This window comes from Arthrobacter sp. 01T419, from assembly GCF_056398865.1.
Genome location: NZ_JBFTQF010000018.1, coordinates 43648 through 64491, shown reverse-complemented (window position 1 = coordinate 64491; position 20844 = coordinate 43648). Strand labels below are relative to the sequence as shown.

Annotated in this window: 23 protein-coding genes; 4 read left to right on the top strand and 19 right to left on the bottom strand. The window is 63.5% G+C overall.

Going from position 1 to position 20844, the window contains the following annotated elements:
• Positions 1–30: 30 nt before the first annotated feature.
• From AC1DLO_RS20245 to AC1DLO_RS20215, 7 genes are all read right to left on the bottom strand, one after another.
• On the bottom strand, positions 31–936 hold the full coding sequence (locus AC1DLO_RS20245; protein ID WP_476914584.1) for a carbohydrate ABC transporter permease: 906 nt from the start codon (positions 934–936) through the stop codon (positions 31–33).
• Entirely contained in the window at positions 933–1814 is an 882-nt protein-coding gene (locus AC1DLO_RS20240) for a carbohydrate ABC transporter permease (RefSeq protein ID WP_184740824.1), read from the bottom strand. The genes AC1DLO_RS20245 and AC1DLO_RS20240 overlap by 4 nt, the downstream gene beginning before the upstream one ends.
• A gap of 46 nt (positions 1815–1860) precedes the next feature.
• Positions 1861–3195: an ABC transporter substrate-binding protein gene (locus AC1DLO_RS20235; RefSeq protein WP_184740823.1), complete on the bottom strand. Its 1335-nt coding sequence runs from the start codon at positions 3193–3195 to the stop codon at positions 1861–1863.
• Positions 3196–3240: 45 nt separating this feature from the next.
• Positions 3241–4677 carry a glycoside hydrolase gene (locus tag AC1DLO_RS20230; RefSeq protein ID WP_476891557.1) on the bottom strand — a complete coding sequence of 479 codons (1437 nt, stop codon included), beginning with the start codon at positions 4675–4677 and terminating at the stop codon, positions 3241–3243.
• A 154-nt stretch (positions 4678–4831) separates the two neighbouring features.
• Positions 4832–5974 carry a GGDEF domain-containing protein gene (locus tag AC1DLO_RS20225; protein WP_476891556.1) on the bottom strand — a complete coding sequence of 381 codons (1143 nt, stop codon included), beginning with the start codon at positions 5972–5974 and terminating at the stop codon, positions 4832–4834.
• A 45-nt stretch (positions 5975–6019) separates the two neighbouring features.
• Positions 6020–6763: a 3-hydroxybutyrate dehydrogenase gene (locus AC1DLO_RS20220; protein ID WP_476891555.1), complete on the bottom strand. Its 744-nt coding sequence runs from the start codon at positions 6761–6763 to the stop codon at positions 6020–6022.
• Positions 6760–8175 carry an MFS transporter gene (locus AC1DLO_RS20215; protein WP_476891554.1) on the bottom strand — a complete coding sequence of 472 codons (1416 nt, stop codon included), beginning with the start codon at positions 8173–8175 and terminating at the stop codon, positions 6760–6762. Before AC1DLO_RS20215 ends, AC1DLO_RS20220 begins: the two co-directional genes overlap by 4 nt.
• A gap of 129 nt (positions 8176–8304) precedes the next feature.
• On the opposite strand from AC1DLO_RS20215, the gene AC1DLO_RS20210 reads away from it, so the two are divergent.
• On the top strand, positions 8305–9201 hold the full coding sequence (locus AC1DLO_RS20210) for a LysR family transcriptional regulator (RefSeq protein WP_476891553.1): 897 nt from the start codon (positions 8305–8307) through the stop codon (positions 9199–9201).
• A 123-nt stretch (positions 9202–9324) separates the two neighbouring features.
• On the opposite strand, the gene AC1DLO_RS20205 is transcribed toward AC1DLO_RS20210, so the two are convergent.
• The 4 genes from AC1DLO_RS20205 to AC1DLO_RS20190 form a co-directional block, all read right to left on the bottom strand.
• Positions 9325–10215 carry a spermidine synthase gene (locus AC1DLO_RS20205; protein ID WP_476891552.1) on the bottom strand — a complete coding sequence of 297 codons (891 nt, stop codon included), beginning with the start codon at positions 10213–10215 and terminating at the stop codon, positions 9325–9327.
• 90 nt (positions 10216–10305) lie between these two features.
• Positions 10306–10809 carry an N-acetyltransferase family protein gene (locus tag AC1DLO_RS20200; RefSeq protein WP_476891551.1) on the bottom strand — a complete coding sequence of 168 codons (504 nt, stop codon included), beginning with the start codon at positions 10807–10809 and terminating at the stop codon, positions 10306–10308.
• A gap of 15 nt (positions 10810–10824) precedes the next feature.
• Positions 10825–11508, bottom strand: a complete 684-nt coding sequence (locus AC1DLO_RS20195; protein WP_476891550.1) for an O-methyltransferase — start codon at positions 11506–11508, stop codon at positions 10825–10827.
• 42 nt (positions 11509–11550) lie between these two features.
• Positions 11551–11874, bottom strand: coding sequence for a thiamine-binding protein (locus tag AC1DLO_RS20190; protein ID WP_184740815.1), 324 nt, complete (start codon positions 11872–11874; stop codon positions 11551–11553).
• Between the two features lie 70 nt (positions 11875–11944).
• On the opposite strand from AC1DLO_RS20190, the gene AC1DLO_RS20185 reads away from it, so the two are divergent.
• Positions 11945–12604: a TetR/AcrR family transcriptional regulator gene (locus AC1DLO_RS20185; RefSeq protein WP_184740814.1), complete on the top strand. Its 660-nt coding sequence runs from the start codon at positions 11945–11947 to the stop codon at positions 12602–12604.
• Between the two features lie 15 nt (positions 12605–12619).
• Here AC1DLO_RS20185 and AC1DLO_RS20180 read toward each other — a convergent pair whose 3' ends face one another.
• The 3 genes from AC1DLO_RS20180 to AC1DLO_RS20170 are packed head-to-tail and all read right to left on the bottom strand — an operon-like array spanning position 12620 to position 14162.
• On the bottom strand, positions 12620–12931 hold the full coding sequence (locus tag AC1DLO_RS20180; protein WP_184740813.1) for an AzlD domain-containing protein: 312 nt from the start codon (positions 12929–12931) through the stop codon (positions 12620–12622).
• Positions 12928–13689, bottom strand: coding sequence for an AzlC family ABC transporter permease (locus tag AC1DLO_RS20175; RefSeq protein ID WP_476891549.1), 762 nt, complete (start codon positions 13687–13689; stop codon positions 12928–12930). The genes AC1DLO_RS20180 and AC1DLO_RS20175 overlap by 4 nt, the downstream gene beginning before the upstream one ends.
• Positions 13686–14162, bottom strand: coding sequence for a DoxX family protein (locus AC1DLO_RS20170; protein ID WP_476891548.1), 477 nt, complete (start codon positions 14160–14162; stop codon positions 13686–13688). Before AC1DLO_RS20170 ends, AC1DLO_RS20175 begins: the two co-directional genes overlap by 4 nt.
• A gap of 162 nt (positions 14163–14324) precedes the next feature.
• Here AC1DLO_RS20170 and AC1DLO_RS20165 point away from each other — a divergent pair, with 162 nt between their 5' ends.
• A complete protein-coding gene (locus tag AC1DLO_RS20165) occupies positions 14325–15062 on the top strand; it encodes a fumarylacetoacetate hydrolase family protein (RefSeq protein WP_476891547.1) in 738 nt (245 codons plus the stop codon).
• 58 nt (positions 15063–15120) lie between these two features.
• Here the strand turns inward: AC1DLO_RS20165 and AC1DLO_RS20160 are convergent, their stop codons facing one another.
• Complete coding sequence (locus tag AC1DLO_RS20160; RefSeq protein ID WP_476914583.1) at positions 15121–16020, bottom strand: glycerophosphodiester phosphodiesterase; 900 nt, start codon at positions 16018–16020, stop codon at positions 15121–15123.
• Positions 16021–16226: 206 nt separating this feature from the next.
• Here AC1DLO_RS20160 and AC1DLO_RS20155 point away from each other — a divergent pair, with 206 nt between their 5' ends.
• Complete coding sequence (locus tag AC1DLO_RS20155; protein WP_476891564.1) at positions 16227–17432, top strand: DUF445 domain-containing protein; 1206 nt, start codon at positions 16227–16229, stop codon at positions 17430–17432.
• 353 nt (positions 17433–17785) lie between these two features.
• Here AC1DLO_RS20155 and AC1DLO_RS20150 read toward each other — a convergent pair whose 3' ends face one another.
• The 4 genes from AC1DLO_RS20150 to AC1DLO_RS20135 are packed head-to-tail and all read right to left on the bottom strand — an operon-like array spanning position 17786 to position 20834.
• Positions 17786–18673: a 5-oxoprolinase subunit C family protein gene (locus AC1DLO_RS20150; RefSeq protein WP_476891545.1), complete on the bottom strand. Its 888-nt coding sequence runs from the start codon at positions 18671–18673 to the stop codon at positions 17786–17788.
• Positions 18673–19314, bottom strand: a complete 642-nt coding sequence (gene pxpB / locus AC1DLO_RS20145) for a 5-oxoprolinase subunit PxpB (protein WP_476891544.1) — start codon at positions 19312–19314, stop codon at positions 18673–18675. Before pxpB ends, AC1DLO_RS20150 begins: the two co-directional genes overlap by 1 nt.
• Positions 19298–20047 (bottom strand): LamB/YcsF family protein, encoded by a 750-nt coding sequence (locus tag AC1DLO_RS20140; RefSeq protein ID WP_476891543.1) that lies wholly within the window; start codon positions 20045–20047, stop codon positions 19298–19300. The genes pxpB and AC1DLO_RS20140 overlap by 17 nt, the downstream gene beginning before the upstream one ends.
• Positions 20031–20834 carry a hypothetical protein gene (locus AC1DLO_RS20135; protein ID WP_476914582.1) on the bottom strand — a complete coding sequence of 268 codons (804 nt, stop codon included), beginning with the start codon at positions 20832–20834 and terminating at the stop codon, positions 20031–20033. The genes AC1DLO_RS20140 and AC1DLO_RS20135 overlap by 17 nt, the downstream gene beginning before the upstream one ends.
• Positions 20835–20844 lie beyond the last annotated feature (10 nt).

Below are 20844 nucleotides of genomic sequence, written 5' to 3'. Positions count from 1 at the left end.
CCCTCACAGTCTATCCAGTGGCCACGTTCCTCACCCTTTCGTGGCCCCGCTCTCGAGGCCCTGGATCATCGCCTTGTTGAGGACGAGGAAGACCAGGAGCAAGGGAGTGATGGTGATGCAGACGGCCGCAAACGTTGCAGTCCAGTCGACCTTGCCCATTGCTCCGATATAGTTCTGCAGCCCCAGCGGGATGGTTTTGAGTCCTTCGGAGAGCACGAACGTGTTCGCGAAGATGAAGTCGTTCCAGATGAAGATGCTGTTCACCAGCACCACGGTCACTACGGTGTTGGTCGAGAGTGGGAGGGTGATCRGCCCGAAGATCCGGTATGGGCCGGCGCCGTCCAGCGAGGCTGCCTCGTAGGTCTCCCTCGGAATGTACTCGAAGAATGACGAGAAGAGGTAAATGGACATGGGAAGGGCGAAGCCCGCCAAGGGAATGATCATCGATTGGTAGGTGTCCAGGAGGTTGATCGACGAGTAGTCGATGAACAGCGGCACCAGCGCGATCTGCACCGGCACGATGATGCCGATCAGGAAGAGGCCCCGGACGAATTTGCTGAACCGGAATCCGAGGACCTGCAGCGCATACGCCGCCATCATTCCCAGCAGGACGATCAGGAGGTTGGCACCCATCGTGACGACGAAACTGTTCAGGATGTTCTGGCCGAGGTTGCCGGTCTGGAATGCGCGGGCGTAGTTGTCGAAACTGATGGAGCTCGGGAGCGCGAAGGGATCGCCTGTGGCGAAGTCGTGCTCGTTGCGAAGGCTCGTGAGGAACAGCCAGGCGAGGGGGTAGACCTGCACGATGACGATGAGGACAATCAGCACCCTCGACAAGCTTCGGAAAACGTTTGGCTTACGACGCCGACGCCGCATAGCCGGGCTGCTTGGCGGGGCAGGGATCGGCCGGGTAACCGGGGCTGTTTGCGCGGTCATGCGTCAGCCTTTCGTTTGAGCATAAGCAAGATGAATCCGACGGCGACGAGGCACTCAATGACGATGAACACCGAAATGGTGCTGGCGTAACCGAAGTCCGTGCTGGTGAATGCGGTTTTGTACATGTAGGTCGTCAGGAGCTCCGAGGACTGGCCCGGGCCGCCGTTGGTCATGAGGTAGGGGATATCGAATCCGCGCAGGCCGTAGGTTGTGGCCATGATCGTGGTGGTGATCCACACGGGCCGGATGTGGGGGAACCTGATCTTGGTGAACAGCTGCCATCGGTTGGCGCCATCCAGGCGTGCCGCCTCTTCAAGTTCCTGCGGGACTGCGAGCAGCGCGGCGTAGATGATGAGCATATAGAGGCCCGTGAACCGCCAGCCCTCGGGGGCTGAAACTGCCGCAAGCACAGTGTTGACGTCCGAAAGCCAAGGGCGTTCAAGGCTGCCGAGACCGATCCAGCCGAGGACTTGGTTGAGTAGGCCCACCGGATCAATCGAGTAGATACGGACGAAGAGGAAGGCGATGGCCACCGTCGAGATCACCGCAGGCAAGAGGTACAGGGTTTTGACGAGCTCGCGGCCTCTTCGCAGCGAGGTCAGGAGGCTGGCGACGAACAACGCACCGCCCAATTGGAGGACGAGGCAGATGGCGAGGTAGCCGAGGGCGTTGAAGAAGGAACGCCAGAACACGCCGTCGCCAGTGAGCATGTGTACGTAGTTTGCGAAGCCCACGAACTCCATGTCACTGATGCCGTTCCAGGAGAAGAAGCTGAGGAACAGCGATTGCAATATCGGGAACAGCACCGCGACGCCGTAGAGAAGCAGCGGCGGTAGCAGGAAGACCAGGACCGAGAGTCGTGATCGATTGGGAAGCATGGGAGTGCCTTTCGGGTGGGGGGCCTGGGCCCCCCACCGCTGCGTGTTATTTGAAGAACTTGGGAGCGTTCTGTGCGATGGTGCTATCCATCGTGCTGGTGAACTCGGCAGGCTTGACATTGCCCTGCGCCAAAAGCACGAGCTCTTGTTGCAGCCTGCTGTTGGTGGTCGGATCAAGCTGGGTGTCCCAAGGCATCGCGAGCTTCGATCCGAGATCCTTCGCCTGGTCGATTGCCTTCTTGTACAGTGGCGTGGCGTTGGCGGGAATCGTCGTCTGCACGTTCGTCGTCGGCGAGAGGGCGCCCGTCGCCGCGTACTCCGAGGGGTACTTGGCGAGGGCGAACTTCAGGAAGTCGCTCACCAGCGGGTCAAAGGTCTTTGAGTTGACCGCCATGCCGATCCCGGAGGTTGCCACGTACTCGTTGGCGGCCGTCGCGGAACTTGGCGTGGCCGGAAGCGTGAAGTAGTCGACGTCGTTACGCACTGCGGGATTCAGCTTGTCCGTCGCGAGGCTCGGCAGTTCCCAGGTGCCAATGTTGTACATCGCTGCCTTCCCGGAGGTGAACAGGTTCTGGGCGTCAGAGTAACCCTGCGACGAGAATCCGTCCTGGAAGCAACCGGCCGTTCCGAGCTGGCTTATCCAGTTGACGGTCTTCTGGCCGGTGGCGTCGCTGAACTTCGCGTCACCCTTCTTGAGTTTCTGCACGAAGTCGGGTCCGGCGTCACGGAAGGGCTGGTAGGAGACGTAGCGTTCAAGGGGCCACTGGTCCTGGCCGTCAAGAGCGAGGGGCGTGATGCCGGCCTTGCGCAGGGCCGTGCACATCGCGGGGATGTCGTCGAGTGACTTTGGCACGGAAACTCCAGCCTGCTGGAAAAGGGCCTTGTTGTACCAGAAGTACTCCAATTCGAACTGGAACGGGATCATGTAGAGGGATCCGTCGTCGAAGCGCTGGTAATTCAGCGCGTTCGTCCGGTAGGTGTCGTAGACGCCAAGGTCTTTCAGCAGCTTCTCGGCGTCGACCATCTTGCCTTGCTTGGCGAGTTGCTGAGCGAAAGGCGTGGCATCCGTGTCGAACAGCTCAGGAAGCTTGTTTGCAGCGGCGAGGGTTTCGTACTTCTGGATGTACGAGGGCCGGTCAGGGGTGGTGATCAGGTTGAGGGAAAAGCCAGGATGGGTCTGGGCGTATTCGTCGGCGACCTTTTTCATGATGTTGATGACTGCACCGTCGGCCGGCCGGGACAGAAGCCACGAGATTTGCCGCGGTTTGATGTCTCCGGTGGGGTTGACGTTGGAGGCGCTGCCCGCGCCTCCACCGCCGCAGGCGGCAAGGGAAAGGGCGGCGACCGCTGCTACGGCGGCCGTTCGCAAGAGTTTCTTCATGGGGACAATCTCCTTTGATTGGAACGGAGGTTTGGCGCTGGGTATTTAGTTGTCTGTGCGCTTACGTATCTCAAGTTCAGTGACAGTGGCGCTGCCTTCGCCGGCGAAAACGCCGATCCGTCCGGCGGGCAAGTCATAGATCCGGGCGCTCAAGGCGACCTTCCGATCGACGACGGCGACGCAGAGGTCCCCGTCCACGACAAGTTCGAGGGTGTGTTCTCCGGGGACGAGCTCACAGGGGCGTTCCAGCTCGATCTCGAAGGGGACATCCCCCGAGATGTGCCATTGCGCGTCGCCGTTGATTTCGCGGGGCCATCGGTCAAAGACCATGCGGCCTCGCTTCGGTTCCAAGCGGATGACGTAGGACTCGTCTCCGTCCGCGCTTGAGCGGAGCAGCAAGCCGCATTCGCTTGTATTCGGTCCTATTTGCAGCACCGCCCGGGCGTAGAACTGCCGCGGGAGGACCTCATCGGACACAGTGGCCGCATACCCGTCGGGAGCACGGAGCGTCGCCGGAAGGGGGTCGCCGAAGGTTAGCGGGATGTCGTCCCAGAAGCTCTCGACAAGTTCGTCGGCGAAGGAAAACGCGAGGGTGCCGTCGTCGTTCTGGCGGGCCTCGAGGACGGACATCGTGCCCGCCCACTGCCAGGCGCCGTCGTCGCGGTTGTCCTCCTTGCTGGCGATCCAGCCGAAGAAGAACCGGCGGCCATCCCGCTCGGCCGTCTTCGATGCATAGAAGGCGCGGCCGTCAACGCTGTCCCGAGCCGGCACGATCCATGGCCCATCGGGACTTTTCGCCATGCGGTAGCGGGTGGTGAAGGACTCGGAGAATTCCGAATAGACCAGGTACCACCAGTCACCCCAGGCGAAAACGTCCGGGCATTCGTGCGTGATGTACCGGCGGGGATCCCAGAACGGCTCTGCGTGCTCCCAATCCATCAAGTTCGGGGAGACGCATTGGGCGATCACTCCGCGCCGGCGCTCCGGACCGTCCGCGTGCCGTGCCGCGAGCAGCATTCGCCACAAACCGCTTGCCTCGTCCTTGAACACGAACGGATCTCGCCAGTCGGCGGATTCGTAGCCGGCCGGGGCGCCGAAGGTCAGCTCCGGATGCTTGACCCACGTCAGCATTCCGTCCGTGCTCGTGGCATGCATGACGAGTTGCAGCGGGGCCCCGTCGGAGCCGAGGTGCCGAGGATTCTGACCGGTGTAGAACAGGTGGTGAATTCCGGACTCGTCGCACACAACACTGCCCGTGTACGCATTGAAGTCGGCCTCGCCCTCCCCGCCATGGCGCAGCGACACTCCATGGTCCTCGAACCGGGTGAGGTCCTTGGTGGTCACGAGGTTCCAGGACGTCCCCGGCTTCGGATCGTTCCGAACCTCATGCAGATAGAAGAGCCAAAACTCCCCATCCTTCTGGAAAGGGATCACGTCTCCAACCCATCCATCGGCGGGCTGGAAGAAGACTGGGTAAGTCATCGGCGTTGATGTCCATTTCTGCTAAAGCGTTTGATCACTGCAAGCGTAACCGAGGTCACATTTTTGATCAAGCGTTTTAGCAGACTGTTTTAGCGAACTTGCCCGAACGCTGCGGGATCGGCTCTGCGGTGCGGGAGTTAACGCACGACGGCGGTCAGGACGTCGCGCAGACCGCGCGGTTCCGTCCAAGGGACTTGGCTTGGTACAAGGCCTTGTCGGCGGCAGCGATCATGGCGACCACTTCGGCATTGGCGAGCGTGCTGGGAGCGATGCCATAGCTCACCGTGGGGAAGGGGATTGCGTCCGGGCTCTTTGCCACGGCCAAGCGGCGGCTGATTTCGCTCGCAATGATTTCGGCACTCTCCACATCGGCCCCGGGAAGCAGGATGGTGAATTCCTCTCCCCCATACCTCCCGACGAGGTCGGTGTGGCGGACCGAAGCCTGGCAAGCGGCGGCGAATGCCTGGATCGCGGTATCGCCCGCGGCGTGGCCATAGCTGTCGTTGAGGGCCTTGAAATGGTCCAGGTCGGCGAGGATCAAGGTTGAGACCGATCCGGCAGAATGCAACCTGTTGATTTCCCGGGTGGCCAGCTCCATGAAGGCTGTGCGGTTGAGGAGCCCCGTCAGGCCATCGCGAGTGGCGCGTTCGTTGAGCCCGTTAATGAGCTGCTCGTTGCTCAGCGCCGTCATGCTGAAGGACACGGTGACTAGGAGCACCATGGTGACCACGCTGGTGGCTGCAGGGCTGAGATAGGTACCGAAGTCCGGCCCGTCGGGTCCTTCCACAAGGTAGGCCACCCCTCGGCAGAAAAAGAATGCGGCCAGGATTCCCGCGGCCAGCGCCAGGGACCGTTGAGCGTGTGAAGCGCTGGGCTTCAACCGCCAAAGCTCAACGGTTGCCAAGGTCATGCCAAGGGACATCATGGCCAGATACACCAAGCCGCCGGACCATGCGTTCGTGGCTGGATTCTCCAGCGCCGCAGCCACGGCGGTGGCGATGGGTCCGGCAAGGAGCTGCCATAGTGGTGTCCGGAGCAACCGTAACGAACGCGAGCCAGCCCACACGCTGAATGCCCCGGTCACCAGCAAAGTGTTGCCGAGTGGACCGGCCCAGATCTGCTGGGAAGTCCCGGTGAGCAGGTACGCCATGTTCCCCGTGAGCAAGAAAACGAGGGCGAGGCACCACCAACCGCTGTACGCGGAACGGGTCCGGCGGAACGATCCGAAAAAAAGCAGGCAGAGGGTGAACGCGACGACACCCAGAGCTACCTTCAGACTGACCGGATCGAGACCCATATTCGCTTCCCCTCGTGCGACACAAGCCTACGACATGAGGGGTGGTCAGCGGGCGGACCAGCCCCCGTCCATCGTGTAGCTGGCCCCGGTGACCATACCGGCGTCGTCGGACGCTAACCACGCGGCCAGCGACGCCACTTCCTCCGGCTCCACGAGGCGCTTCACCGCGGATTCCGTCAGCATGACCTTGGCCAGGACCTCGGATTCGGGGATCCCATGCAGCAGGGCTTGGTCCGCGATCTGCTTCTCGACAAGCGGCGTACGCACATACCCGGGGTTGATGCAGTTGGACGTGACCCCATGCTGGCCTCCTTCGAGGGCCGTCACTTTGCTGAGTCCTTCAAGCCCGTGCTTGGCCGAGACGTACGCGCTCTTGAACGCCGACGCACGCAGTCCGTGGACCGAGGAAATGTTGATGATCCGGCCGAATCCGTTGGCGTACATGTGCGGGAGTGCGGCCCGGATGAGCAGGAAAGGCGCTTCGAGCATGAGGGTCATGATGCGGCGGAAGTCTGCCGGTTCGAACTCCTCGATGGGAGCAACTTTCTGGATGCCGGCGTTGTTGACCAGGATGTCGCAATCGAGGCTGAGTCCGGCCAGCGCCTCAGTGTCGAGCAAGTCGACAGCCCAAGCGGTGCCGCCCAGCGTGTCGGCGAGTGCCGCAGCTCCAGCGGCGTCGACGTCGGCCACCACAACTTTCGCGCCCTGCGCGGCAAGGGCCCTGGCACATGCTGCCCCGATTCCGCTCGCCCCGCCGGTGACCAGGGCCTTGCGGCCTTCCAGGGTCATGCGCGGGCACCGATGGGCAGTCCATGGCGGACCGCGTCGGCGTTGTCAACGTCTTCCAGGGCCACCCCGCGGGTCTCCTTGAGCGTCAAGACGACGACGGCGGTGATGGCGCAGGCGACCACCAAATAGATCGCTGTGGGGAGCCAGGATCCGGTGTCCTTGAGCCACTGGGTCGCCAGCAGCGGGGCCAGCGAACCGGCGAAGATCGAGGTGACTTGCGAGCCGAGGGAAACGCCCGAATAGCGCATGCGGGTGGGGAAGAGCTCGGTCATGATGGCCGGCTGACCTGCGTACATGAAGGCGTGCAGGCAGAGACCGATGGTCACGGCTGCAACGATCACCACGGGGTTCTTGGTGTCGAACATGGGGAAGGCGAAGAACGGCCACGTGGCACCGCTGATGGCGCCGATCAGGTAAACCGGTTTGCGACCCCAGCTGTCCGCCAGCCTGCCGACCTGCGGGATGACCACGAAGTGGATGACATGCGCAATCAGCAGGGCAAGCAACAAAGACGAAGTGTCGTATTTATGCACGCTCTTCAGGTAGACGATGGAGAAGCTCACTACGAGGTAGTACATGATGTTCTCGGCGAACCGCAGCCCCATGGCCTGCAGGATGCCCTTGGGGTACTTGCGAATGACTTCGCCGACGCCGTAGCTGACGGCCTCCTCCTTCTCCACCAGGGCCTTCGCCTCAAGGAAGATCGGCGCCTCGGTCACGTGGGTGCGGATGTAGTAGCCAACGAAAACGATCACGGCGGAGAGCCAGAAGGCCACACGCCAGCCCCAGCCGAGGAAAGCTGCGCTGCTAAGCGTGGTGGACATGATGAACAGGACCAGCGTGGCGAGGAGGTTGCCGACGGGAACGGCGGCCTGCGGCCAGCTTGACCAGAAGGCACGCGACTTGTTGGGGCTGTGTTCTGCCACCAGCAGCACCGCGCCACCCCATTCGCCACCCAGCGCGAAGCCCTGGATGAAGCGGAGCGCCACGAGCATGGCCGGCGCCCAGTAGCCGAGGTCGGCGAAGCCGGGGAGGCAGCCCATGAGGAAGGTGGAAACCCCGACAATCACGATGGTGAGCTGCAAAGTGGGTTTGCGGCCGAGCCTGTCGCCGATCTGGCCAAAGACGATGCCACCCAGGGGCCGGGCCACGAAGCCAACAGCGTATGTCAGGAATGCCTGGATGATGCCGTCGAGGTCGTTGCCGGTGGGCGGGAAGAAGTACTTGCCGAAAACCAGCGTTGCGGCGGTGGCGTAAAGGAAGAATTCGTACCATTCCACTACCGTGCCCACCATCGAGGCCGCGACGATCTTCTTGAGTCCTGCGCCTTTGCTTGCCGGGCTGATGCCAGTTGCGCCTGTTGACTTGCCTGTGGGCCGGCCGGCGCCTGCGGAGCGTTGTCCTACGCTCATGTCCATCTCCTTAGTGTCTACGCTGACACGCGCTGTGATCCACAACACGAAATGCTCCAATGAGTATTGCTGCACATCTTCGGTGCTTCAATGGCCAAAATGGCACCTAGTGTGTGCAGAATTGCAGATATGCATCCGAATCCAGACGACCTTCTGGTCCTCCTCGCGGTATCACGTTCAGGGAAGTTCACGACGGCGGCCCAAGCCTTGGGTCTGAACCACACCACGGTTTCCCGCAGGATCGCCGCACTGGAGAAGGCGCTCGGCGGCCGGGTCCTCGCGCGGGCGGCAGGAGGCTGGGAAGTCACGGAGCTCGGTGCCGAAGCCGTGGGCGTGGCGGAACGGATCGAAGCCGCGGTGGGCACACTGGGACCGGAAGACCGCGCGCCGGACCCCATTGCCGGCGTCGTACGCATGACCGCAACTGACGGTTTCAGCGCGTACATCGCGGCACCTGCCGTGGCGCGCTTGCGCCGAGTGCATCCCGGGCTCACGGTCGAGATCATCACCGTGACCCGGCGGGCACTCCAGCAGCGTTCCGGCCTGGACGTGGAGGTGGTGGTGGGCGAACCCCAAGTACACCGGGCGGAGGCGCTGCTGTTGGGCGAGTACATGCTGGGGATGTATGCCTCGCGGGAGTACCTGGCTTTCCATGGTGTTCCTGGAACTGTGGAGGAGCTGACGCAGCATCAGCTGGTCTATTTCGTGGATTCCATGCTGCAAGTGGACGATCTCGACGCCCCTCGCCGGCTGGTCCCCTCAATGCGCGACGGCTTGAGCTCAACCAACGTCTTCGTCCATGTGGAAGCGACACGTGCCGGGGCCGGAATCGGCTTCCTGCCGTGCTTCATGGCCGACAGGCACCCGGACCTGGTGCGGCTGCTGCCCTCGGACTTCGCGGAGCTACTCCCCTACTGGATGGTCCTGCGCCCCGACTCGATGCGCCGCCCGGCTGTTGCCGCCGTCGTGCAGGCCCTGCAGGAGGAAACCGCCGCCCACCGCGAGCTCCTCCTGGCGCGCCACTGATCCTCGCTCACATATAAGCCCAAATCGAGGAACCCTCCTGCAGATCATCTGCAGGAGGAAGCGTCTGTTTTACCTCAAAGGTGAACGAGCGCCCCGGGAAACCGGCTCAAAGGTGAGCGAGCGTCAGGCGGCTGGCTGGGGGTCGTGCCGGATCTGGGCTCCGACGGCGAATGCCCGGACCTTGGCATCGTTCCAGATATGCGCGGGAACAGCCCCACCGAGCAGCTTCCGGGCCAGTTGGGGATCGTCGCCGAAGGGCTCGTGGCTGCCAGCCATGATCATGTTGCCGTATCTGCGCCCCTTGAGCATGGCGGGGTCGGCGATGATCATGGTGTGCGCAAAGGTGTCCGCGATGGTGGCGGCATCCTCGCGGGCGTTCTTGAGGTCCGGGGCGTCTCCGGAATTCACTACATAGAGCCCGCCCGGAGCCAGCACCTTCTGTGCATGATCGTTGAATTCCCGGGTTGTGAGCGCCCTTGGGGTGAAGGCGCCGGCAAAGACATCCCGGATGATGAGGTCGCGAGTGTCCGGGGTGAGGCTCTCGGTGACCTGTCTGGCGTCGCCCACGCGGATTCGAAGCAGTGGAGCCTTGGGGAGATCGAACCAGCCGCGCACGTATTCAGCCAGCTTGCCGTCGAGCTCCACCACCACTTGGCGCGCGTCCGGGTAGGCGGCGTGGAAGTACCGCGCCAGGGAGCACGCTCCGCCGCCGAGATGCAGCGCACGCAGCTTCGGTTTCGACTCGGGTGGCCACTTGGATTCGACCAGGGCGGCAATCCAGCGCATGTACTCGAAGTCGAGGAACAAGGGCTCCGCGACATCAATGTGCGAGCTCATGACCCCGTTGATCTTCAGGAGCCAGCCGTTGGAGTTGTCCGGGTCGGCAACCAGTTCGCAGTCGCCGGTGTCGATGTAGTAAACGCCTTCCACGGGACCGTCCGGCCGGGTGCCGGCCGGCACCTCGATGACTCCGGCAACCTGCCCGGCGCCCCTGCTTTTGCCACGCTTCGCCACTACGGCCGCCCTCTTCCGGTCATGCCTCAACCCTAGTTGACGCAGTCGCCTTTGCGGTCAGCCCCCGACGGCGGCGCGCACCAAGCGCCGTCAGCCCCCGACGGCGGCGCGCACCATCCGGATCTCCGGCAGTTCGTGCCAATCAGGCGGCAAGAGCTGGCGTGTGCCGTCGGCTTGGAACCCGATCTTGCGGTAGAAGGCCTGGGCGCGCGGGTTGTCTTCAAGCACCCAAAGGTAAGCGGCAGCATCGCCGATCACCGCATCCACCAACGCGTGCCCCACCCCCAAACCGTGCACACGACGCAGCGTGTAGATCATCTGCAGTTCCAACTCGCAGGGCCTGTCCTCATCCCGGGACTGACCAGCAGAGGCTATACCCACCAAAGCGCCGTTGACGTCATGTGCCAGCATCGGCTGGTAGGAACTCGCCAAAGCCTCCCGCTGCCTCTCGATCCGGGCGTTGATAGTGGCTTCCCGGAAGGCGAAGAATTCCTCGGGCAGGAGACGCCGGTAACTTTCACGCCAAGCGGCCAAATGCATGCGGGTCAGGGACTCGGCATCGTCCACCGTGGCTGGACGGAGGGTAAATTCCATGGGCACAGCCTAGCTTCATGCCACCCGGGCTATCGCGAACCCGTCCCAGCCTTTGGTTCCGACCGTTTGGATAGCCGTTGCATCGAGGCGCGGGTCGCTGCCCATCATCTCCAAGGCACCCACGATTCCCGGAGCATTCACCTCGTCCATGGAAGGATCCAGGATGGCGCCCTCCCAGATGACGTTGTCCATCACGATCACCGTTCCCGGCCTGCCGAGCCGGATGGCCCAATCCAGGTAATTGGAATCGTTCTCTTTGTCCGCGTCAATGAAGACGAAGTCGAACGGTTTATCCCGTGCGGGATCTTCGGCCAGCGCGGCGAGCGTCTCCAAGGCCGGTCCAATCCGGATGTCCACCTTGTGGCCCACCCCGGCGGCATCCACGTTCGCACGGGCCACCTCGGCGTGTTTCGGGAGGTATTCGCACGTGACCAGCCGGCCGTCGTCGGGCAGTCCTTGAGCCATCCAAATGGTGCTGAAGCCGGCCAAGGTGCCGATTTCCAGCACGCGACGAGCACCGGACATCTGCACCAGCATCTTGAGCAGCTTGCCCGCGTTGGGCGCCACTTCGATGGGCGGCATCCCGGCGTCGATCGCGGACTGCAGCGCCTGCTTAAGCGCCGCATTGGGCCGAACGACGGCGGTGGACAAGTATTCCTCGACGGCCGCCCAGGCAGGCTGGGCCTTGTGTTCAAACATGGCCCCAGTCTGGCACCGGGCCAAGGCGGAGGGAAGGACTGGCTACTCCCCTTTCGCGATTGCGTTTTCCAGCCGCTCCACTTTGCCTGTGAGCTCCCCCGTGTACCCAGGACGGATATCCGCCTTGATCACCAGGGAAACCCGGTTCCCGTATTTGCCGACCGCCTCGGTGGCGCGCTTGACGACGTCGAACACCTCGTCCCACTCGCCCTCGATGGTGGTGAACATCGAGTCCGTCTGGTTGGGGAGTCCCGATTCGCGGACGATCTTCACGGCCTCGGCAACGGCGTCGTGCACCGAGCCATCAACCGATACGGTGCCAGCAGCGGGCTGGCCGGACGGGGCAACTGAGAAGGCAAGCAACATGAATCCAGTCTTTCATGGGCAAGAATGTCACAAAACTATTGGGAGCCCCTCCGTTGCTACTGTGAGCAGCATGGACCGGCCCTCAGAACGCAAGCCACTCAGAGCTGATGCAGCACGTAACGTAGACAAGATCATCACAGCAGCACGCCAGTGCTTCCGTGAGTTGGGTCCCGAGGTTCCGCTGCAGACGATCGCCGCCACCGCAGGTGTCGGACCGGCTACCCTGTTTCGCAACTTCGCTGACAAAGAACAACTCGTCCTGGCCGCACTTTCGCGGCAGCTCAGGCTGAATGTGGACCCGATCGCGGAAGACGCCCTGGCGGGCATGGACGCCGCCGTCGGGCTCATTCGGGTGATCGACGCCGTGGTGGAGGTTGCCAGTGAAGACGCGAACCTGCTGGGCGCCGTCGCTGGCCGTCGGGGGCTCCTGGTGGGCATCACAGGTGGATTGATCGATTCGATGGCTGAGCTGCTCGTCCGCGGCCAAGGCCAAGGTTCGCTGCGGCGGGATATCTCGATCGAGGACATGGTGCGCCTTGTTGCCATGCTGATCGGCGCAGTGGACACCATGGAGCCGGGATCCCGCGCCTGGGAACGGCCGGTCGCCCTGCTTGAGGACGCCATCCGCACCGAGCGTCCGTCCCGACCCTTGCCGCCTCAAACTCCCATCCCGGGGATGACTTTCGAGGAATCAGCGCCCGACGGCGGCGCGTACCACAGCGCCCGTTAGAACCGCCGCGTGGCGTCAGTGCCAGCCGAGCAACCGGAGGCAAGCGGCCGCCGCTGACCCGACGATGACCACCACGAGGAACGGCGCGCGGAGCCACAGCGCGATGGCTCCTGCAACCAGGGCACCAAGCCGGGCGTCGAAGGCGAGGGATTGCCCCGACGCCACCGCGTTGACCACGGTCAGGGACGCCAGCAGGCCGATAGTCATGGTCCCGGCCACACGCATCATCCGGGGACTGCGCAGCAACTTCGCTGGCACAAAATAGCCGGAGAGCTTGGTGAGGTACGCCAGTCCGCAGGCGATGAGGATCCAGACCCAGAGGTTCATTCGGCGTTCCTTTGCTTGCTGGCTTGGTCCGCCTGGTCGGCCCGTAAACGCTCGTGCGGGTAGGGATCGACGTCGGGCTCCATGCCTTCGTCGCTTCGTCCGTGGCTGAACCAGCCGATGGCTCCGGCCACTACCGCAGCCACCAAAATGGGCACGCCCGCAGGAACTAATGGCACTGCAATGATGGTTGCCAGAGAAGCAGCCGCGGCAATCGCCCAGGGCTCGCGGCCTTTGAGTCGTGGCCACAGCAACCCAAGGAACGCAGCAACGGCGGCGCCATCGAGCCCCCATTGCTTGGGGTCGCCCAAGGCATCGCCTGCCAAGGCTCCGACGGCCGTGAAAATGTTCCACAGCACGAAGATGCCGATGCCGGCGGTCCAGAAGCCACGGCGTTGTTCATCTGGATCGCTTTGGCCCGACGCGGTGGCCGTGGATTCGTCGATGGTGATGTGGGCTTGCGGGTACTTGAGCCAGCCGCCGGGGCGCAACAGCGCGTTCATCTGCATCCCGTAGATGCCGTTACGCAGTCCTAATAGCGCCGCTGCAGTCATGGCGGCAATGCCGGAACCGCCACCGGCCACGACGCCGATGAATGCGAATTGCGAGCCGCCGCTGAACATGAGCAGGCTGAACGTCATGGTCTGCCAGAAATTGAACCCGGAGGCCGAGGCCAGCGCCCCGAACGAAACGCCGTAGAGGCCCGTTGCGATGCTGATGGAGAGGCCGACCTTCACGGCCGGGGATTCAAGGAGTTTCATACGCGCCGTTTCGCTCCAGCCAAGCTCCATGCCCACAGGATCAAGGGAAGCTGCAGAGGCAGACGCAGGCTATGAATCCGACGCTCGGACGCAGTTCCACCAGGAGAGTACGCACGGCGGAGCGCGTCCACATGGCCGGCCAGGAACGCGGCGAACATCAGTGTAGTGCCACACGCTGCGGCCTTGCGGGTGGCAGGAATCAGGAGCCCGACGGCGGCAGCCGCCTCGAGCAATCCGCTCACCGCAATCCATTCCTCCCGGGACATGACCGCCAGGGCACCGTTCCTGGGTGCGGCTGCGTGGGCCTTCGGTTCATCCTCGCCTATGTGGTCGTAGCGGCACAGATAGTCCGGAACCACCGGCGAGAAGAACTTAGGCACCTGGAAGTGCTTCCTGGCGCTGGCGAGCAATAGCGCGCTCATGGCCGCCGCGGAGATTGTCTGGGCTGTCCGGGCGGACCACGAAAAAGGCATGTATTCATGCAACCACAGCCCCGCCGGGTGCGATAAACGGAAAGGTCCCCGAATGGTGCATGCGACCCCACGCGTTCAGAGTATTGAACTTAGTTCAGTATGATGTAAATTTCTCTTGGTGGCCGTTTCCCGGCCCTGTCCTGAAATTCAACGAGGAGTTCCATGCGCATCGCCCGAGTTCAGACCCCTTCCGGCCCCCAGCACGCAGTCCTACGCAACGGAAACTGGGACCACATCGAAGATCCTTTTGCCGCGGTTCTTTCCTTCACCGGAGGGTCCAGTTCCGCGGACGACGCCGTGTTCCTCGCCCCAGTCAAGCCTTCCGTGGTGCTCGGAATCGGGCACAACCTGGGCAACAACAACCACGTGCTGCCTATCCAGGCTTGGCACAAGTCCGTCCACAGCATTGCGGGACCCGGCGATGAGATTGTGGCCGTGCGGGGCGCAGGCACGGTGAACATAGAGGGCGAACTCGCCGCGGTCATCGGGAAACGGGCGGAGAAACTCACTCCCGAGAACGCCTTGAGCCACGTCCTCGGCTACACGGTGGTCAACGACGTCACCAACGTGGACCAGAATCAGATCGACGAAAAATTGTTCCAAGGCAAGTCCGGCACCAACTACACGCCGCTGGGGCCGTGGATCGAAACCGAAATCCAGGACCCGGACAACGTCAGCACCGAGGTAGCAGTCAACGGCCAGGTCAAGGCCAGCTCCGGTTCCTTCAACCTGCCGTCCTCCATCACGGATTGCCTCGTCTACGTCACCGAATGGCTGACCCTGGAGCCCGGCGACATCATCATGACGGGAGCTCCGAACACCTTCGTGGCAGTGCAACCCGGCGACCGTGTGGACATCACGCTGGGCGGCATCGGAACCCTCAGCAACACGGTCATCTGACTGGCGGTTGCCCTAAAGCTGCGCTGCCCTAAAGCTGCGCTGCCCTAGCTGCGCTGCCCTAAAGCTGCGCAAGGACCTGCGCCGGCTTGTTGGTAGTGATCTCGTGGATGCCCAGGCCTTGGCACAGGGCAACATCGTTCTCCGAATCAACGGTCCACACCCGGAAGCGTCGGCCCGATTCCATCCAGCGCTGAACGGTGCGCGCGTGTTTCCGGACGTAGTCGATGCCCGGGCCCGCGAGTCCAACTTCGCAGTCATCCAGGATTCGTTCGCCTTCCTGCTGGGCAGCCTTCATCACATTGGCCACAGCTCCCCCGGTGATGACGCCCAAGCCAAGCTCATCGCGGACTTCTTCCACCGTGACGTCGTCCACCAGTTGGCAAATATGTTCCGCCGGAACGAACTGGAGGAGGTGCTTGATGGAATCCGGGCTGAAGCTCATGAAAGAAATCCGGATGTTGTCCAGCATGGAGGTCTCCGCGTTCCACCCTTCGCCGCCCAGGAGTTCCAATACGCGGTCTTCGAGCTTGAGCTGGTACGGGCTGGGATGCTTGAGTTCAATGGCCAAACCGATCTCCCTGCCAGCGCCGCGCAGGATCTCCAGCAACTCCGGGAGCGTCAGGAGCTGGTCCGACTTTGCGCCGTACTGGTCCGGAATCCGGGCGCCTTTCCAGGAGGAGAAATCCAGCTGCCGAAGCTCTTCGAGCGTCTTCTCAGCCACGGGACCGGTGCCGTCCGAGGTACGGTCCAAATTTGCGTCGTGAAGCAAGACGACGTGCTGGTCCCGGGTCAGGTGAACGTCGCACTCGACGCCGTCGGCGCCGTCGGCGATTGCCTTCAGGTATGCGGCACGCGTGTGCTCCGCAAATGCGGCACTGGCTCCGCGGTGGGCGTAGACCATGGGCCGCGTGTTTTGCTCCATGCTTTGGTCTGAGCGACCGGGCTCGTCATTCGTCATGGGGATACGGTAGCCCACGCCCATGACAGCGACGGGGCTACGCTGGGCACATGCAGGTGAACTCTGAACAAATCCCGGTGACGGACAGCAATAGTGACCCGACCGGGGAGGCCACCCGGCACGCAGGTGCCGCGAACAGCTCTACGGTTGCGCCCGGCGTCGGGCAACGAAACGGTGACGCCGAAAAGGCGGCTGCCCTGCGTCGGATGAAGTCGGTGGCGCTGGCGCTCTTGATCGTCATGGCGGTAGTTTTCACCGCCGCCTTCGCCTTGCAAAAGCAGTACCCGTGGATGGAATATGTGCGGGCGGCTGCCGAGGGCGGCATGGTGGGAGCGCTGGCCGACTGGTTCGCCGTCACTGCGCTGTTCAAGTACCCGATGGGCATCAAAATCCCGCACACGGCCATCATCCCCCGGCGCAAGGACCAGATCGGTGCCTCGCTCGGGGAGTTCGTGGAGACAAATTTCCTCTCTGAGCAGGTGGTCCAGGAGAAGCTTGCGAGCGTGGACCTCGCCCGGAAGGCCGGCGCGTGGCTCACTTCTCCGGGGGGCGCCGAGCGGGTCGCCAAGGAGGGATCGGCGCTGATCCGCGGAGCGTTCACCGTGCTGAACGACGACGACGTCCAGGCAGTGATCGAGGGCATGGTCCGCAAGCACTTGCTGACTCCGCCGTGGGGACCGCCTGTGGGACGGATGGCCGAGCGGATCTTCGCAGAGGGCCACCACCACAAGCTCGTCGACCTGCTGGTTGACCGCGCGGCGGATTGGGTGGAAGCGAACCACTCCACGGTGAACCGGCTGGTGTCCGACCGTTCTCCCCTGTGGGTTCCGTCCTTCGTGGACGACATCGTTGGACACAGGGTCTATAACGAGATCGCCAAGTTCGTCCGGGCGGTGCAGCAAGATCCGGACCATCAGGTGCGGCAGTCGATTGACACATACTTGGGCGATCTCGCCCAAGATCTTCAGCACGATCCTGCGATGATTGAACGGGCCGAAGGCATCAAGACCCAGATCCTTGGTGATCCCGAGGTCCGCGAACTTGCCTCCCGCACGTGGGGCACCATCAAAAACGCGCTGCTCACCGCCGTCGACGATCCCGACAGCGAGTTGACGCAGCGTTTCAAGAGCGCCGTACGGGACTTCGGTTCGCGGCTTGTCAGCGACGACGAACTGGCGGGCAAGGTCAATGCTTGGATCGGGGATGCAGCCGGGTACCTCGTCAAGACGTACCGTTCCGACATCGCCGGCGTCATCACGGATACTGTGGCCCGCTGGGACGCCGAGGAAACGTCGCAAAAGATCGAGCTCCAAGTCGGCAAGGACCTGCAGTTCATCCGCATCAACGGCACTGTTGTGGGGTCGTTGGCCGGACTCGCGATCTTCACGGTGGCGCACTTGGTGTTCGGCTGACGCGCTCGGCCCTTCCCGGTTCGACCAGCACGGTTCGACCAGCACGGTTCGACCAACCCTGAGGGACATGCCCACATTTGAATAGCTCGGAGGGACATGCCCACTTTTGTGTTCAGCCAGTGGACATAGTCCCAATATGTCCACTCGTCACAGGGAACAAGGGACATGTCCAACGCCGGCGCTCAGAAGCGGGAAAGGGACATGCTCACCTCTGCCGCCCACCAATGGACATAATCCCAATATGTCCACTCCACGCATCCAACAAGGGGCATGTCCAACGGGGCGCGGGCACTAGAAAGGGGCATGTCCACTTTTGAGTGGCTCGGAGGGGCATGTCCAGTGGAGAGGGACCCTCAGCCCAGGAAGCGGATCCGCTGGCCGGGGCGGGCTTGGCCCAGCAAGTCCAGATCCGCGCGGCGCACCACGGCTATTACGGGGTAGCCGCCCGTCACGGGATGATCAGCGAGGAAAACGGTGGGAAGGCCCGACGGCGGGACCTGCAGTGCTCCGAGAACCATCCCTTCGCTGGGCAGTTCCTCGCGCCGGGTCTGGTTGAGCGGGCGGCCCACGAGCCGGGCGCCGATCCTGTTGGAATCGGGCGAGAGGGTCCAGTCCTGGCTGACAAGGCGGCGCCAGGAGTCGTGGTCGAACCAGTCTGCACGGGGGCCGCGGTCTACCCGGGCCGTGATGGCTCGCCCTGGATCGGGGGCACGGCGGATGGCTGGGAGGGTCGCTACATTGTTGAGATGCCCAGCCCCGGTTCCCGCAGACGAACCATTGGAAACACGGCCGATCCCCAGCTGTTCCCCCGATTTCAACGGCGCCGGGCCCTCACCGGAGAGCATGTCCGTGCTGCTTGAACCGAGAAGCTTGGACGCATCGATCCCGCCCTGCACAGCCAGGTAGTATCGCAGTCCGAACGGCGGCACCCCGAAGTCCAGCACCGCGCCCGGAGCCACCCGCACGGCTTGGTTGAGCGGAATCTCGGCACCGTTGAGTGTCACGATTCCCTCCGCTCCAGCTACCGCGACCGCCGACGCCGTGACGAACCGCAGGCGCAGCCCGCCTAGCAAGATTTCCAGCCCGGCCGCCTCCACGGGATTTCCCACCAGCAGATTGGCGAGGCGAAGAGATTGCCGGTCCAAGGCACCGGAAGGGCTCAGCCCCAACGAGGCCCAGCCCTGCCTGCCGAGGTCTTCCACCAAGGTGAGTGGGCCCGGGTTCACCACCACAATCGCCATCAGGCCTCCACGAACCGCACCACGTCGCCCGGCCTGATCAGCGCAGGGTCCGCTTTCGATGCATCCCAGAGTGCCGCCGTCGTGGTTCCGATCAGCTGCCAGCCGCCCGGCGAAGAGCGTGGGTAGACGCCGCTGAACTCGCCCGCGAGACCGACAGCCCCGGCCGGCACAGCGGTGCGCGGGGTGTTCCGGCGCGGGACGCGGAGCCGCTCATGCGTAGTCACCAGATACACGAAGCCGGGCGCAAAGCCGGAAAAGGCGGCCGTCCACTCCGAGTTCGTATGAAGATTGACAACCTCGGCCTCGCTCATGCCTAGGAACTGTGCCGTTTCGGCAAGGTCGGGTCCTCCATAGGACACCTCGATAATCACTTCGCGGCCCGAGCTTACCCCGGCACGCGCCGGCTCGGCGGATTCCAGCCAGTCGCGGACCTCGGCCGGACGGATCGCCCCGGGATCGAAGGTGACCAGAACAGTCCGGGCAGCGGGCACGACGTCGATGATCCCCACGGGCACTGACAGGCTCGCCGACGTGCCGGCCCCGGTCAGCCCGCGGTAGTACGCCACTACGGCATTGAGGTCCGGCAGTTCCACCAAGAACGCGCTGTCCCCACAGGGCAGAACCTCAGGCGAAGGATTCAATCTCCACACCAGCTTCCTCAAGGCCAGCGCGCACCGCCGCAGCCAGCTCAACAGCACCAGGGGTGTCGCCATGGATGCACAGGGAGTCGGGCTTCACTCGCACCACAGTGCCGTCTACGGCCAGAACCTCGCCCCGCACGGCAAAGCGCACGGCCCGCTCGACTACTGCGGCGGCGTCGTGCACCACCGCGCCTTCCTGCGAGCGCGGCACCAGGGTCCCGTCCGGCAAATACCCGCGGTCCACGAAAGCCTCCCGGAACACCGGGTGCCCGGATTCTTCGGCGAGGCGCAGGAACGCCGAACCGGGCAGGCCAAGGACGGGAAGCCCGGGATCGTAGGCGTGAATCGCCGCAACCACGGCTTCGGCCTGATCGACATCGTGGACGATCCTGTTGTACAGGGCACCGTGGGGTTTGACGTAGTCCACCGAGGCGCCCACCGCATGGGCCATGCCGTCCAGGGCACCGAGCTGATAGAGGACGTCGCCGAAGAGCTCATCGAAGGACATGTCCATCGATCGGCGCCCGAAGCCGTGCAGGTCCCGATAGCCCACGTGGGCGCCGACCCGGACGTCGAGCTCGAAGGCCGCGCGGCAACTGTCCAGCATTGTCACCGGATCCCCGGCATGGAACCCGCAAGCAACGTTGGCGCTGCTGACAATCCGGAACATCGAGGCGTCGTTCCCCATGGTCCAGGAGCCGAACGACTCCCCCGAATCAGCGTTGAGGTCCACTATTTCCGCCTTCCAGCGCGTTCTGGCGGACGGCTGGGAGCAGCTCGCCCGGGATGATGTCCGGCATAGGACCGAAAGCTTCTCGTGCTGCGGCTGCCACGGCACGGCCCATGATGCGGTTCCCGACCCCGCCCACCACTGCCCCTACGCCGAAGGGCAGGGCGCGGCCAAGGAAAGCGGTGCCCTGCCGCCTCAGCAACCTCTTGAGGAAGGCGCGCTGGATGGCGTCGCGAACCACTCCGAATCCTCCGCCAGGCAGCTTCTTGGTGAGGGTCTTGCCCCAAGCCTGGGTCACGCCTTTGCCCTTGCCGAGCGATTGTCCGCTGAGTGAACCCAGCAGGGCGGTGCCCTCTTCGCCGAGCATGATGGCCATGACCATGGTGCGTGCACGGTCCGGATCGGTCAGTCGGATGCCGTGGAGCTCGGCCAAGGAAGCGGCGTAGAGCGCGGTGCCCTCCAGGAAGCCGATCGTCGCGACCGCGGACAGGCCCAGCGAGGCCGCTGTGCCGATTCCGGGCACGACGGCGGTTGCCCCGACGGCGGCACCCCCACCTGTCACCGCGGCGAGGTAGTCGCGCTCCAGTTTGGCGRCGAGCTGCGCTGCCGTGGCATGTGGGTGTTTACGCTGGAGGCGGCGCAGGTTCGCCAAGACAAGGGGACGCTGTACGTCGACGGCGCGGAGCAGCACGTTGTGGACACCGGGCTTGGCTTTGCCGTTGGCGTCGAACATGGCGTTATGGGCGGTTTCCTGCGCAATCTTCACTGCCGGGTTGGGTCGCTTGGCCATTTTTCACCTC